Origin of the sequence: Streptomyces sp. V4I8 (assembly GCF_041261225.1) — a bacterium.
Taxonomy (GTDB): Bacteria; Actinomycetota; Actinomycetes; order Streptomycetales; family Streptomycetaceae; genus Streptomyces.
Map to the genome: position 1 here is coordinate 1,974,264 of NZ_JBGCCN010000001.1, position 14,996 is coordinate 1,989,259.

11 protein-coding genes are annotated in these 14,996 nt (G+C 69.5%); 6 read left to right on the plus strand and 5 right to left on the minus strand.

Annotation, left to right across the window (positions count from 1 at the left end; translation table 11 throughout):
- Positions 1–173 precede the first annotated feature (173 nt).
- Positions 174–2,531 carry a TIM-barrel domain-containing protein gene (locus tag ABIE67_RS08945; RefSeq protein ID WP_370255758.1) on the plus strand — a complete coding sequence of 786 codons (2,358 nt, stop codon included), beginning with the start codon at positions 174–176 and terminating at the stop codon, positions 2,529–2,531.
- A gap of 9 nt (positions 2,532–2,540) precedes the next feature.
- Here ABIE67_RS08945 and ABIE67_RS08950 read toward each other — a convergent pair whose 3' ends face one another.
- Positions 2,541–3,077, minus strand: coding sequence for an NUDIX domain-containing protein (locus ABIE67_RS08950; protein WP_370255759.1), 537 nt, complete (start codon positions 3,075–3,077; stop codon positions 2,541–2,543).
- Between the two features lie 50 nt (positions 3,078–3,127).
- On the minus strand, positions 3,128–3,934 hold the full coding sequence (locus tag ABIE67_RS08955; RefSeq protein ID WP_370255760.1) for a M15 family metallopeptidase: 807 nt from the start codon (positions 3,932–3,934) through the stop codon (positions 3,128–3,130).
- Between the two features lie 158 nt (positions 3,935–4,092).
- Between ABIE67_RS08955 and ABIE67_RS08960 the strand changes: the two genes are divergently transcribed.
- The 5 genes from ABIE67_RS08960 (at position 4,093) to glpK (ending at position 10,211) form a co-directional block, all read left to right on the plus strand.
- Positions 4,093–4,527 carry a Zn-ribbon domain-containing OB-fold protein gene (locus ABIE67_RS08960; RefSeq protein WP_370268357.1) on the plus strand — a complete coding sequence of 145 codons (435 nt, stop codon included), beginning with the start codon at positions 4,093–4,095 and terminating at the stop codon, positions 4,525–4,527.
- On the plus strand, positions 4,524–5,714 hold the full coding sequence (locus tag ABIE67_RS08965; RefSeq protein WP_370255761.1) for a lipid-transfer protein: 1,191 nt from the start codon (positions 4,524–4,526) through the stop codon (positions 5,712–5,714). The genes ABIE67_RS08960 and ABIE67_RS08965 overlap by 4 nt, the downstream gene beginning before the upstream one ends.
- 107 nt (positions 5,715–5,821) lie before the next feature.
- On the plus strand, positions 5,822–7,474 hold the full coding sequence (locus tag ABIE67_RS08970) for an EAL domain-containing protein (protein WP_370255762.1): 1,653 nt from the start codon (positions 5,822–5,824) through the stop codon (positions 7,472–7,474).
- Between the two features lie 477 nt (positions 7,475–7,951).
- Complete coding sequence (locus ABIE67_RS08975; RefSeq protein ID WP_370255763.1) at positions 7,952–8,677, plus strand: MIP/aquaporin family protein; 726 nt, start codon at positions 7,952–7,954, stop codon at positions 8,675–8,677.
- Between the two features lie 22 nt (positions 8,678–8,699).
- Positions 8,700–10,211, plus strand: a complete 1,512-nt coding sequence (gene glpK, locus ABIE67_RS08980; protein WP_370255764.1) for a glycerol kinase GlpK — start codon at positions 8,700–8,702, stop codon at positions 10,209–10,211.
- Between the two features lie 127 nt (positions 10,212–10,338).
- Here glpK and ABIE67_RS08985 read toward each other — a convergent pair whose 3' ends face one another.
- The 3 genes from ABIE67_RS08985 to ABIE67_RS08995 are packed head-to-tail and all read right to left on the minus strand — an operon-like array spanning position 10,339 to position 14,995.
- Entirely contained in the window at positions 10,339–10,944 is a 606-nt protein-coding gene (locus ABIE67_RS08985; protein ID WP_370255765.1) for an ATP/GTP-binding protein, read from the minus strand.
- On the minus strand, positions 10,925–14,575 hold the full coding sequence (locus tag ABIE67_RS08990; protein WP_370255766.1) for a hydantoinase B/oxoprolinase family protein: 3,651 nt from the start codon (positions 14,573–14,575) through the stop codon (positions 10,925–10,927). The genes ABIE67_RS08985 and ABIE67_RS08990 overlap by 20 nt, the downstream gene beginning before the upstream one ends.
- Positions 14,576–14,599: 24 nt before the next feature.
- Positions 14,600–14,995 carry a DUF742 domain-containing protein gene (locus tag ABIE67_RS08995; RefSeq protein ID WP_370255767.1) on the minus strand — a complete coding sequence of 132 codons (396 nt, stop codon included), beginning with the start codon at positions 14,993–14,995 and terminating at the stop codon, positions 14,600–14,602.
- Position 14,996 lies beyond the last annotated feature (1 nt).

A 14,996-nucleotide genomic window follows, 5' to 3' on the forward strand; every position in this document is an offset into this window, starting at 1 on the left:
GCGCACGGCTGGGTTGTGCGCGTGACGCGGCTGACACGGACGATGCCATGTGATCGACTTCTACACCAGGGCGCGACCCACATAGTCCGGGTCGTGAAGATGTGGTCCCGGCACGGGTGAACGGCAGTTGAACGACACACGCGCGTGGGGCCGTCAATGGCAGGCTGAGCAGCATGGACGGTCGTGACCTGGTGCGTTCGATAAAGGCGGTCGGTTCTGTGGGGGCGGCCCAGGGGTTGCGTACCGTAAGGGCGGCGTGGCGTAGGAGGCGTGTCGACGCCGCGGGGCTGCTGCCCCGGGGTGCCGAGCGCGCGCGGGTGCCGGGGCCTGTGCAGGAGGTACGGCCCGGTCCGGGCGGCGGCGTCATCCGGTTCAGCCGGTCCGAGCTGCGCGTCACCGTCGCCGTGAACGGGGCCGTCTTCTGGGGCTGGGACGGGGCCGCTCCCGAGCCGTCGTACGCGCTCGTGGACCGCTGTCCGGAACCGGATCCCAGGGCGGTGCTGGAGCCCGACAAGGACGGTGGCTGGCGGGTCGTGGCCGAGCGGGTGACGGTCGTCATCTCGCGGCACGGCGCCGTGGAGGTGCAGACGCCCGGTGGTGTGACACTCCGGCGTGAGCTGCCGCCTCGCTGGTGGGAGCCGGTGGGCGGGGGGTCGGCACGGTGGATGCAGAGGGCGGAGGTGGCCGCGGACGCGCGGTTCTTCGGGCTCGGGGGGCGGGCTTCGGGGCCCCGGTTGAGGGACGGAACGTATCGGCTGTGGAACACCGACCCCGGCCGTGCGTTCGGCCCGGGCGACGATCCGCTGTACATCACGATGCCGGTGCAGCTGGTGGTGGCCGACGCGGCCACGCACCTGGTGTTCCACGACACGTCGTGGGACGGCACGGTGACGCTGCGGGAGGGCGAGGAGGGTGCCGGTTCCGGGCATGATCGGGCGGGGACGAGCGAACTGCGGATGGACGGCGGTCCGCTGCGCTGCTGGGTGATGGTGGGCAGCCCCGCGCGCGTGCTGCTCGTCTGGGCCTCCCTCACCGGGGCGGCTGCGCTGCCGCCGGCGTGGGCGCTGGGCCACCAGCACGCGCGGTGGGGTTTCGGCAGCGAGCAGGAGGTGCGGCGGATCGTCTCGGGTTACCAGGATCGAGATCTGCCGCTGGACGCAGTCCATCTGGACATCGACCACTACGACGAGCACCAGGTGTTCACGGTCGACCAGGAGAACTTCCCCAAACTGCCGCAGCTTGCCGAGGACTTGCGCCAGGACGGCATCCGCCTGGTGTCGATCGTCGACCCGGCGGTCAAGGCCTCGCCCGGCAATGCCGTCTACGACAGCGGGTCGGCGGAGGACGCGTTCGTGCGGGACGCCTCGGGACAACTTGTGCGGGGGGTCGTCTGGCCCGGGGAGGCGGTCTTCCCGGACTTCACGCACGCGCGCGTGCGGCAGTGGTGGGGTGGTCTGTACGAGGAACGGCTGGGGCAGGGATTCTCGGGTTTCTGGCATGACATGAACGAGCCGACTTCGTTCGCCGCGTTCGGGGAGTCGACGCTGCCGCGGTCGGCGCGGCATTCCCTGGAAGGGCGGGGCGGGGACCATCGGGAGGCGCACAACGTCTACGGCCTGTGCATGGCCAGGGCGGGTTACGAGGGATTGTTCGAACTGGCACCCGAGGAACGGCCCTTTGTCTTCTCGCGGTCGGGGTGGGCCGGTCTGCAGCGGTACGGCGGGACCTGGTCCGGGGATGTGGCGACAGGCTGGCCCGGTCTGCGGGCGTCACTGTCCCTGGTCATCGGCCTCGGGCTGTGCGGAGTGCCCTACTCGGGGCCGGATGTGGGCGGATTCGACGGGAGTCCGTCGCCGGAGCTGTATCTGCGATGGTTCCAGTTGGCCGCGTATCTGCCGCTGTTCCGTACGCACGCGAGTCTGCGGGCGGGGCGCAGGGAACCATGGGAGTTCGGTCCCGAGGTGCTGGAGCACGCGCGCGTGGCGCTCGTCGAGCGTCGGAGGCTGCTGCCGTACTTCGTGACGCTGGCGCATCTGGCCCGGCGCACCGGAGCGCCGTATGTACGACCACTGTGGTGGTCGTCTCCCGAGGACCGGGCGCTGCGCGACTGCGAGGATGCGTTTCTGCTGGGCGACTGCCTGCTGGTGGCGCCGGTGCTGGATCCGGGTGCCGACCGGCGTGCGGTGCAGTTGCCGAGAGGGCGCTGGTACGACACGGCGACGGGGCGGGCCTACGAAGGTCCGGGGCAGGTTCTCATCGACGCGCCCGTGTCTCGGATCCCGGTGCTGGCGCGCTCGGGTGCCGTCGTCCCGGTACGTGGGGACGACGGCGGGCTGGAACTGGAGGTGTGGGCGCCCGCCCAGGGACGTACCGGGGGCGGGCTGGTCGTGCCGGATTCGGGTGACGGCTGGGACGAACCGGAGATCGAGCGTTACGTCACCCGCTGGGAAGGCCGAAAGCTGCTCGTCGAGCTGGAGCACGAGGACGGTTTGATCCCTTCGCCCCGTCCGGTGCGCGTACGAGGGCTCTGAGCGGCGGGCTCAGATGTAACGGCCCTCGAAGAACGCCTTGACGGCCAGCGTGTGCAGCGGGAAGGCAAGCTCCTCCGGCCTGCGCAGGAGGTGCCAGCCTTCGGTCTCGTCCGTGGCGGCCGACGTCGGTAGGCGGTCGGCGGACCGTTCCGGAAGAAGGCCGAACAGCAGCAGGTGGCCGTCGGGAGAGCTCATCGCGTCGACGAGTCGTACGTCGCGGCCGGCCGCGTCGATGCCGGTTTCTTCCTTGAGTTCGCGGACGACGGCCTGACGCCAGTCCTCGCGGTCGTCGATGTAGCCGCCGGGCAGGGCGATGCCTCCGCGCGCGGGGGCGACGGTTCGGGTGATGACGACCAGGGCGGTGCCCTTGGTGTCGTACACGGGCTGGAGCGCGACGGCCACCGGCAGGGGGTTGCGGTAGGCCACCGTGCCGCACGCCGGGCAAGTGCGAGGCCAGCCGGAGACGCCCTCTCCGTAGGGCGCGCCGCAGCTCGAACAGTGGGAGTCTGCTGCGGAGTTGGGGGCGGAGAACTGAGTTTCGGACACGCGGCGGACTGTATCCGATCAGCGGAAGGGCGTCTTCCGGGGGCCTGTCACTACTGCTTTGCGAGGGAGTTCCAGGACACGGGGAAGTCGAAGTAGGTGTCCGGATAGGGCTCCGGCTTGTATGTGTAGTGCCACCACTCTTCGGCGAGGTTCACGAATCCGAGGGCTTCCAATGTGCTCTTGAGGAGCAGCCGGTTGGCGTGCTGTTCGCCCTGGATGCGCGGGTCGAGGGTGTGCGAAAGGATGTCGAAGCAGTCGAAGCCGGTGCCCATGTCGACGGAGTTGTCGGGGAAGCGCTCACCCTGGGGTGCGTAGCAGGGAACGAGGGGCTCGCCTGGAACGTAGGGCCTGGTGGGTCTGGTGGGCAGTTTGACGATCGTCAGGTCCATGGTCGAGCCGCGGCTGTGGCCGGACTTCTCCGCGATGTAACCGTCCAAGAAGAGACGGGTCTTGTCGACGTTCGGGTAGAACTCGTCCTTCATGGCCTGGTCGTCGAGGTCCTCGGCCCAGCGCACGAAGTGGTCGACGGCCTGCTGGGGCCGGTAGCAGTCGTACACCTTGAGTGAGTAGCCCTGGCGCAGCAGTCGCCTCTGTGCCAGGTGGAGCGCTTCGGCGGCGGGTCGGGTGAGGATGCAGAGGGGCTGTCGGTAGCCGTCGATGCGCTCGCCCACGAAGTTGTGCGGGGTGAAGTACCGGATCTCCTGAATGATGGTGGGGTCCACGGTCCACAGCGCCACAAAGCCCTCTGGCGCCTTGGGTTCGGGCTTCGCCTGGGCGGTGGCGGGAGCGGCGGTCACGGCGAGCAGGGTGGCGAGTGTGGTGACCAGTCCCCGTACCGCGGTCGAGAGTCGTGTCATGTCTCCTGCATCTATCAAGAGTCTGTTCCATGAGGGAAGCGATCGGATGCAGTCCACTCGTAAGGCCGCTCTGCCGCTTTACGGTTGCCCGTGGCAGACTTCTGACGTCCCGTCAGATCGGCCATTCAGGAGGGACTATGTCACGCACGCGCACGCCTGTGGTCGCCGGGTGGTTCGCCGGTGACGGGGACGGCTTCCGGCTCCTGGGCACTCGCTGCTCGACCTGCGCCTCGGTCTTCTTTCCGCGCGAGGATGCCCACTGCCGCAACCCGGACTGCCCGGGCGGAGATCTGGAGGAGGTCCCGCTCTCGCGGCGCGGGCGCGTCTGGTCGTACACGGACAGCCGGTATCGGCCACCGTCACCCTATGTGACGAACCCGGAACTTCCATGGGAGCCGTACGCGTTGATCGCTGTGGAGCTGGAATCCGAGCGCCTTGTGGTGCTGGGGCAGGCGGTTCCCGGGATCACCGTCGCCGATCTGACGGTGGGCATGGAGGTGGAGGTCGTTCCAGGCGTGCTGCATGAGGACGCCGACACGATCTGGACGACCTGGCAGTGGCGGCCGACGAGAGCGACGGGGGCGACGGCATGACGGATGAGGTGGCAGTGCTCGGCGCTGGTATGCATCCCTGGGGCAAGTGGGGACGCGGCTTTGTCGAGTACGGGGCGGTGGCGGCCCACGCGGCACTCGCCGACGCCGGACTGGAGTGGCGGGACATCGGGTCGATCGTGGGTGCCGACACCGTGCGGGGCGGCTATCCGGGCTATGTGGCCGGGGCGACGTTCGCGAAGGCGCTCGGCTGGCAGGGCGCCCGCGTCACGAGCGTGTACGCGGCGTGCGCGTCCGGGGCTCAGGCCGTCAACACCGCGCGGGCGCAGATACTTTCGGGACTTGCGGACGTGGTGCTGGTGGTGGGTGCCGATGCGGCTCCCAAGGGCTTCTTCCGGCCGGCGGGCGGTGACCGGCCCGACGATCCGGACTGGCTTCGTTTCCGAGTCCTCGGGGCGACCAATCCCGCTTACTTCGGGCTGTACGCGCGTCGGCGGATGGCCGTGCACGGCGACACACCCGAGGACTTCGCGCAGGTCAAGGTGAAGAACGCCGCCCTGGGGGCGCTGAATCCCTACGCCCGTTACCGCAAGCCGGTCACCGCCGAGGAGGTCGCCTCCTCCGCCGTGGTCGCCGATCCCCTGCGGCTGCTCGACATCTGCGCGACGTCGGACGGAGGGGCGGCGCTCGTGCTGGCCGGCATGGAGTTCGCGCGTCGGCACGGCGCCAGGGACCCGGTACGGATCCGGGCGGTCTCCACCGTGACGCCGCGCTACCCCAACACCGTCCTGGACCTGCCCGACATAGCGACGGACTCGGCGGCGGCGGTGCAACCGTCGGACGGGACGTTCCGGGAATCGATCGCCCGCGCCGCCTACGAGGAGGCAGGTATCGGCCCCGAGGACCTGTCCTTCGCAGAGGTCTACGACCTCTCCACCGCTCTGGAGTTGCAGTGGTACGAGGACCTGGGGCTGTGCGGCCAGGGAGAGGCCGCGAAGCTGCTGCGGGAGGGCTCGACGGGGCCGGGTGGACGCATACCGGTGAACATGAGCGGCGGCCTGGCGTCCTTCGGCGAGGCGGTCCCGGCCCAGGCCATCGCCCAGGTCTGCGAACTCACCTGGCAGTTGAGAGGAGGCGCAGGTGACCGGCAGGTCGCCGGGGCACGTGTGGGCATCGCCACGAACCAGGGGCTGTTCGGGCACGGATCCGCGGTGGTCGCGGTGCGATGAGACGTGACGATCAGGCTTGCGTCTACGCTGCGTGAGCAACCCGGAATCCTGCGTGAACGTCTTATGAACTGGGCTCGAGCGAGCTTGGCCGGCGCCATCATGCTGCCGTGGACTCCTGGACGGATACTCTCCGCTTCGCTTTCCAACCGGTGGTCAACCTGACGACCGGCGGAGTCGCGGGACTGGAGATACTCGCCCGCCCGGAGACCGGCGACGTCCTGGCCGAGGCCCGCCGCGATCCCGAACTCGACGGCCGACTGGCCGTGTTGGCGTTCCGTGCCGCGGCTCGCAAGGAGACGCTGCTGCCCCTGTACGTCAACGTGTTCGCCGGGACTCTCGCCGACCTGGGCGGGCTCACACCGTTGCACGACGCCGTACGCGCGGCAGGGCGGCTGCCGTGGGAGGTGACGATCGACATCGGTCCGCCCTACACGCACGTGCCTCAGCGGGCGCTACTGGAGGCGATCGGCGCGCTTCGTGACCAGGGTTTCCGGATCTGCGCGGACGGCGTCGGCGACGGAGACCTCCCGCTGCGGTTGCTCACGGACATGACGCCGGACCTGGTGAAACTCGACGCGTCCCTGCTGGCTCGGCCGGCGGGGGTACGGGCGATGCGGACGCTGTGCGAGCAGTTGGGAGCGCTCCTGTGTGTCGAGGGCGTGGAGACGGAGCTGCAGTGCGCGTCCGCGCGGTCGGCCGGGGCCCAGCTGGCTCAGGGGGAGCTGTTCGCCCCGCCGGCTCGGCTGCCCGCAGCGGAGGTATACGTTCCGCCGCGCTCCCCCGGGCCGGCGGTGACGCCACGCTCGGGGCCGTCGGTGCTGGAGTTCGTGCGGCCGGCCGCGTTGCTGCCCGCCGCCGCGTCCGCGGGCCAGGTACGGGCGCTGCTGACCGGGTCGCCGGACGTGTCCGGGGTCCTTCTGGTGGACGGGAACGGTGTGCCGGTGCGCTCCGTGCATCGTTCCCGCTTCCTGCTGTCGATGTCGGGCCGCTACGGCCATGCCCTGTACGCGGACCGGCCTGCGGCCAAGCTCGGGGATCAGCCGCGCACGGTGGGCGTGGACGCCACAGCGTGGGAGGTGCTGGACGTCGTAGCCGACGGTGGCAGAGACCGCACGTCGGACGATGTGGCCGTGGTCGACCGGTACGGCCGGTGCGTGGGCGTCGTACGGCTCGCGGATCTCGTGCGGGCCCTGGCCGAGACTCGGGTCGAGGAGGCCGCCGGACTAAACCCGCTGACCCGGCTGCCGGGCTCGGACGCGATCACCGGCGAGGTGGACCGGCGGATCGCGGACGGGCGGACGTTCGCGCTGAGTTGGCTGGACGTCGACCACTTCAAGCAGGTGAACGACGGCGCCGGCTTCGCGGCGGGCGACGAGCTGATCCGGTCGGTGGGACGGGCGCTGCAGCACGCGGCGACGGACAGTACGCGCGTTGGCCACATCGGCGGGGACGACTTCCTGGTGCTGGCAGATCCGGAAGGGTTGAATCCGCTGGCCGTCTCGGTCCTGGACGCACCCTGGTCCGCGGCTGGGCGTCCCGTCACCTTGTCCCTGGCCACGGTCCTGTGTGAACCCGGAAGCGTGACGGACCACCGGCAGGCGGCCTCCTGTCTGGCTCCGCTGAAGAAGGCGGCGAAGTCGCTGAGCGGGGCGAGCTGGGTGCTGGGCCGCGCCGGGCTGCCCGGGCTCGAGATTCTCCGCGGGGTGGCGGCCGCCCCGCCCCCGGCCGAGTGCGCGGTGGCGGAGCCGGGCAGGGGGTGAGACGCTTTCTCCACGTGGTCGGCGGTGGCTGAAAGGTGACCGCAGACCTAGAGCCACGACCTTCGGCCTCTGCCGGGTCCAGCAGGAACGGGCCTGCCTGCCGGCCTCAGCAGGGCCTCGGTGCCCATCCCACCCCACAGTGGGCGCGCCAGGATCACGGTCGGCGTGGGTCCGTGACCCGCCGGCACGCCCTCAACCATTGGCGTCGGCGACCTTGACGCCCTCTGGACACCGGTGAACACTTCCCGGTGTCAGCCGACATCGCCGTACATTCTCGGCGTATCCACGCACTGCGCCGCGCGGTTCCGCCTGTACAAGGCCCACTCCCCCACGGGCGGTTCGGTTGCGACGGCACGCTCGTCACGGACGCCGGGCGGGGCGCGGGACCATCCCTGCCTTCGGCTGAAGTCGCCATGGGAAACGCACCCCGCACGGAGAACCGGGGCCGATCGTCCCGGTCAGGGCCTAGGAGCCGCCATGAGCAATGGAGACATATTCCTCGGTGAGGTCATCGGGACCGCGATCCTGATCCTCTTCGGGGCCGGCGTGGTCGCCGCCGTCGTACTCAACTACTCCAAAGCCAAGGACGCGGGCTGGATCGTCATCGCCTTCGGCTGGGGTTTCGGCGTCATGGCCGGCGCCTACACCGCGGCACCGCTGTCCGGTGGCCAGCTCAACCCGGCCGTGACGCTCGGGATCGCCATCGACACCGGTGTGTGGGACAAGGTCCACATCTACATCGGCGGCCAGATGGTCGGCGCGATCCTCGGTGCGGTCCTGTGCTGGCTGGTCTACTTCGCGCAGTTCCAGGCCAACGCCGACAAGGACATCGCTCAGCCGACCCTGGGGATCTTCTCCACCGCGCCCGCGATCCGCAATGTCGTGGCGAACCTCATCACCGAGATCATCGCGACGATCGCGCTGGTGCTGCCGATCCTTGCCTTCGGCCTGACCAAGGGGCTCGGCGTCTCCGGCACCGCGATTCTGATCGTCGCGTTCCTGGTGGTCGGCATCGGTCTGTCGCTCGGCGGCCCGACCGGATACGCCATCAACCCGGCCCGTGACCTGGGGCCGCGCATTGTCCACGCCCTGCTCCCGATTCCCAACAAGGGCACCTCGGACTGGGGCTACGCGTGGATCCCGGTGGTGGGACCGCTGATCGGCGGGGCACTGTCCGGGCTCATCTTCAACGCAGCCTTCTGAAGGAACCGACGAAGGGGACGTCATGACGGACAAGTTCGTCGCCGCCATCGACCAGGGCACGACCTCGAGCCGCTGCATCATCTTCAACCAGGACGGCGCCATCGTGGCCGTCGACCAGCGCGAGCACCGCCAGATCTTCCCCAAACCCGGCTGGGTGGAGCACGACGCCACCGAGATCTGGTCCAAGGTGCAGGCGGTGGTGGCGGGCGCGATCGCCAAGGCCGGACTGCGTGCCGACCAGCTCAGCGCGCTCGGCATCACCAACCAGCGCGAGACGACGGTTCTGTGGGACCGCGCGACGGGCAAGCCGGTGCACAACGCGATCGTGTGGCAGGACACGCGGACCGCGGCGTTGTGCAACCAGCTCGGCGGCTCGGACGGGCAGGACCGTTTCCGCGAGCAGACCGGCCTGCCGCTGGCCAGCTACTTCTCCGGGCCCAAGGCGGCCTGGCTGCTGGACAACGTGCCCGGCCTCAGGGCCCGCGCCGAGCGCGGCGAGATCGCCTTCGGCACCATCGACTCCTGGCTGATCTGGAACCTCACCGGCGGCACGGACGGCGGGCACCACGTCACCGACGTGACGAACGCCGGACGCACCATGCTGATGAACCTGGAAAGCCTCCAGTGGGATCCCTCGATCCTGTCCGCGATGAGCGTGCCGGAGGCCGTCCTTCCGGAGATCAAGTCCTCCGCCGAGGTGTACGGGACCGCCGTCGGGCAGCTGGCCGGCGTGCCGGTCGCCTCGGCCCTGGGCGACCAGCAGGCGGCCGTGTTCGGGCAGGCCTGTTACGACGTGGGCACGGCGAAGAACACGTACGGCACGGGCAGCTTCCTGCTGCTCAACACCGGCAACCGGCCGGTGCCGTCGAAGAGCGGGCTGCTGACGACGATGGGCTACAAGATCGGCAGTGAGGCGCCGGTGTACTGCCTGGAGGGGGCGATAGCCATAACGGGCGCGCTGGTCCAGTGGTTCCGCGACCAGCTCGGCATCATTCGCACCGCCGACGAGATCGAGCCCTTGGCCGCGAGCGTCGAGGACAACGGCGGCGCGTACATCGTGCCCGCCTTCTCCGGCCTGTTCGCGCCGTACTGGCGTTCCGACGCGCGCGGTGTGATCACCGGACTGACGCGCTACGTCACCAAGGCGCACCTCGCCCGCGCGGTGCTGGAGGCGACGAGCTGGCAGACGCGCGAGGTCGTGGACGCCATGTACCAGGACTCCGGCGTGGAGATCACGACCCTGAAGGTCGACGGCGGCATGACGAAGAACAACCTGCTCATGCAGCACCAGGCGGACGTGCTCGACGTGCCGGTGATCCGGCCCAAGGTCTCCGAGACGACGTGCCTGGGTGCCGCGTACGCGGCAGGGCTGGCCACCGGAGTGTGGAACGACCTGGACGAGCTCAAGGCGCACTGGGCGAAGGACGCCGAGTGGACGCCCGCCATGACCGCCGATGTGCGTGAGCGCGAGTACCACAACTGGCGCAAGGCGGTGGAGAAGAGCTTCGGCTGGCTGGAGGACGGCGAGAACTGACGGAGACGGCTGGAGCCGAAGAGCGGTCCACGCGTGCGTGCCGTCCCTCGTAGCCACGCGCGCGTGTCCACGAGCCACGGCCCGTACCCCGGTCGGCGAGGGTACGGGCCGTGCCTGTACGCAGGCTTCAGGTGGTCACGGTCTGGCGGCGGTCCGCCTGGAAGGCCATCGCGTGCTGGACGACACCGATGAGGGTCTCCTTCACGGACTCCCTGTCGCGGGCGTCGCACAGCAGTAGCGGTACGTCGTTGTCGAGGTCGAGGGCCTGGCGGATGTCCTCCGCCGGGTAACGGTCGGCCCCCTCGAAGCAGTTGACGCCGACGAGGAAGGGTATGGAGCGCCGTTCGAAGTAGTCGACGGCCGCGAAACAGTCCTCGAGGCGGCGGGTGTCGGCGAGCACGACGGCGCCGAGCGCGCCTTCGGACAGCTCGTCCCACATGAACCAGAACCGCTCCTGGCCGGGCGTACCGAAGAGGTACAGGACCAGGTCCTCGCGCAGTGTGATGCGGCCGAAATCCATGGCCACGGTGGTGGTGCGCTTGCCCTCGACACCGCTCGTGTCGTCGACCGGGCGGCCTGCCTCGGTGAGCAGTTCCTCGGTGCGCAGCGGCCTGATCTCGCTGACCGCCCCGACGAGGGTGGTCTTGCCCACGCCGAAGCCGCCGGCCACCAGGATCTTGAGCGTGACGGGCTCGACCGGAGGCTTCCCGCGCTCAGAACGCCCGAAGATCATCGATCTCTTCTCCTGCTTGATGGGGGTCGCGCGACGGTGGGCCGTAGCCTCCGCCGCCAGGGGTTTCGATGACGAGTACGTCGCCGGGTCCGACGTCCGCGGAGTCGCTTCCGCCGAGTGCGGTGACCGTGCCGTCCGCGCGTTCCACGCGGTTGGCTCCCAGCGCGCCGGGTTCGCCGCCTGCCATGCCGTACGGCGGGACCCGGCGGTGTTGGGACAGTGTGGAGACGGTCATGGGCTCGTGGAACCGGATGCGGCGCAGGGCACCGTCGCCGCCGCGCCACTGCCCTGCCCCGCCGCTGCCGTGCCGTACGGAGAACTCGTCTAGCTGTACGGGCAGTCGCCACTCCAGCACTTCGGGGTCCGTGAGCCGCGAGTTGGTCATGTGGGTCTGGACGACGGGCGCCCCGGAAAAACCGTCGCCTGCGCCTGATCCTGAGGCCACGGTCTCGTAGTACTGGTGCCGTTCGTTGCCGAAGGTGACGTTGTTCATGGTGCCTGAGCCCTCGGCCTGGACGCCCAGTGCGGCGTAGAGGGCGCCGGTGATGGCCTGGGAGGTTTCCACGTTGCCCGCGACGACCGCCGCCGGAGGTTCGGGGGCCAGCATGGAGCCGGGCGGCACGATGATGTCGAGGGGGCGCAGGCAGCCGTCGTTGAGCGGGATGTCGTCGGCGACGAGGGTGCGGAAGACATACAGGACCGCCGCGTTGACCACCGAGAAGGGGGCGTTGAAGTTCGTGGCCAGCTGGGGGGACGTGCCGGTGAAGTCGACGGTGGCGGAGCGGTGCTCGCGGTCCACGCGCACGCGTACCCGGATGTACGTCCCCGAGTCGGTCTCGTAGGCGTACTCGCCGTCGTCCAGGGCGTCGATGACGCGGCGTACCGCTTCCTCCGCGTTGTCCTGGACGTGCTTCATGTACGCCTGGACGACGGCGAGGCCGAAGTTGTCGATCATCCGGGCGACTTCGTCGACGCCCTTCTGGTTGGCCGCGATCTGGGCGCGCAGATCTGCGAGGTTGGTCTTCGGGTTGCGGGACGGGTAGGGCGCGTCGGTGAGCAGCCGGAGGGTCTCCTGCTCGCGGAACCGGCCGTACTCGGCGAGCAGCCAGTTGTCGAAGAGGATTCCCTCCTCCTCGATGGTGCGGCTGTTCGCGGGCATGGAGCCGGGGGCGACGCCGCCGATCTCCGCGTGGTGGCCGCGTGAGGCGACGTAGAAGAGGATCTCCGGCTCACTCTCCGTGTTCGTCGCGCTGTCCGTGTCGAAGACCGGGGTGATCACGGTGACGTCGGGCAGGTGAGTGCCGCCGTGGTACGGGTCATTGACCGCGTAGGTGTCGCCGGGGCGCATCCGGGAGCCGCGACGCCGGATGACCTCCTTGACGCTGGTACCCATCGAGCCCAGGTGGACAGGGATGTGCGGGGCGTTGGCCACCAGGTTGCCGTCCGGGTCGAAGAGCGCGCAGGAGAAGTCCAGGCGTTCCTTGATGTTGACGGACTGGGCGGTGGATTCGAGGCGGGCGCCCATCTGTTCGGCGATGGACATGAAGAGGTTGTTGAAGACCTCGAGAAGAACCGGGTCGGCTTTCGTGTCGAGATCGGAACTCTGCGTAATCACCACGCGTTCCATGACCAGCTGCCCGTCGTCGGTCGTCGCGGCTTGCCAGCCGTCGTCGACGACGGTCGTCGCACTGGCCTCGGTGATGATCGCCGGGCCGGTGACGGTTTCGCCGGGAGGCAGGTGCTCACGGCGGTGCAGGGGTACGTCGCGCAGGGTGCCGCCCGTGTGAAGGCGGACGGTTTCCGGTGCGGCCGGGCCGCCTTCAGGGGTGGCCTCGTAGGGGGCGAGAGCGGAGAGATCGGGGGGGTCGGTGATGCCGGTGGCTTCGACGGAGAGGGCTTCGACGACGATCGGGCGGTCGAGCGTGAAGGAGTACGTGGCGCGATGACGATCTTCGAAGGCGCGCCTCATCGTGTCGGGCTCGGTGAGCTCGACGGTGAGGGTGGTGTCGGTGCCGTCGTAGCGCAGTTGTGCGCGACGGGTGACTTTGATGTGCTCCTCGAGGACTTCCTCGTCGAGGAGTTCGGTGCGCGCGGCTGCTTCGAGGTCGTCCGCCGTCTTCAGGACGCCGTGCATGGAAGCGGGCTGCAAGGGTGCCTCGACGGACTGTTCGCGCATCGCCGTGGTGTCGGCGAGGCCGATGCCGAGCGCGGAGAGGACGCCTGCCATGGGCGGGACTAGGACGGTGCGGATGCCGAGCGAGTCGGCGACCATGCACGCGTGCTGGCCGCCCGCGCCTCCGAAGGTGGTGAGGGCGTAGCGGGTGACGTCGTGGCCCTTCTGAACGGAGATCCGCTTGACGGCGTTGGCGATGTTGGCGACCGCGATCTGCAGGTAGCCCTCGGCGACCTGCTCGGGCGTGCGGTCGTCGCCGGTCTGCTCTCGGATCTCGCGCGCGAGGGCGGTGAAGCGCTCACGGACGAGGGTGTCGTCGAGCGGCTGGTCGCCTTCGGGGCCGAAGACCTTGGGAAAGCGGGCGGGTTGGATGCGGCCGAGCATGACGTTGGCGTCGGTGACCGCGAGCGGTCCGCCGCCCCGGTAGCAGGCCGGCCCCGGGTCCGCGCCCGCCGAGTCCGGCCCTACGCGGTAGCGGGAGCCGTCGAAGTGGAGGACCGAGCCGCCGCCCGCTGCGACGGTGTGAATGTCCAGCATGGGGGCGCGCAGCCTGACGCCGGCGATCTGGGTGGTGAAGACGCGTTCGTATTCGCCGGCGAAGTGCGAGACGTCGGTGGAGGTGCCGCCCATGTCGAAGCCGATGACGCGGTCGAAGCCGGCGAGCTGCGACATGCGTGCCATGCCGACGATGCCTCCGGCGGGGCCGGAGAGGATGGCGTCCTTGCCCCGGAACTGCCCGGCTTCGGCGAGGCCGCCGTTGGACTGCATGAACATCAGCCGTACGCCTTCGAGCTTTTCGGCGACGTGCTGGACGTAGCGGCGCAGGACGGGCGAGAGGTAGGCGTCGACGACGGCGGTGTCCCCGCGCGGGACGATTTTCATCAGGGGGCTGACCTCGCTGGACAGCGAGATCTGCGAGAAGCCGATGCGGGCGGCGAGCTGCCCGACGGCCTGTTCGTGGGCGGGGTGGAGGTGGCTGTGCATGCAGACCACGGCGATGGCGCGGATCCCGTCCTCGTGCGCCTGCTGGAGACGCCCGGCGAGGGCCTCCAGGTCGGGGGCGTGCACGACGGTTCCGTCGGCGGTGATGCGCTCGTCGACCTCGACGACCCGCTCGTACAGCAGCTCGGGCAGTTCGATACGGCGCGCGAAGATGCGCGGCCGGTTCTGGTAGGCGATGCGCAGGGCGTCACGGAAACCGCGGGTGATGACCAGCAGGGTGCGCTCGCCCTTGCGCTCGAGCAGGGCGTTCGTGGCGACCGTCGTTCCCATACGGACCGCATCGATGGGGTCCTGGGAACCGTCCAGCAGCTCGCGCACGCCCGCGACTGCCGCGTCGGAGTAGCGGGCCGGGTTCTCCGACAGGAGCTTGTGTGTCAGCAGACGGCCGTCCGGGCGTCGCGCGACGATGTCCGTGAAGGTGCCGCCTCGGTCGACCCAGAACTGCCAGCCTGTCACTTCACTACCCCGCTTCCGCGCCGCTCACAGCGCCCGCAGGCCGTTGATCACGTCGCGCAGAATACTCTCGTCCACCAGTTCCGCAGGCGGTACAGGCCGGTTCACATGGACGAATTCCCCGTCCACGAGATCCCCGATGAGGACGCGTACGACTCCGATCGGCAGATCGAGTTCGGCGGAAAGTTCGGCGACGGACTGCGGGACGTCACGGCACAGTCCGACGATGTCCACGTGCTCCGGAGACAGTGTCGAGTCCGCTTCCGGATCGTCCGCGTGCGGTTCCGCGACGACCACCGCGATCAGGTCGAGGCGGTGCTGGGCCGCACTGGTGGTGCGGCCGCGCGTCATGGCGTACGGACGGACGACCGGTCCGGCTTCGTCGTCGAACCAGTGGCTTCTTCCCTGACCGTCTGCGCTCATG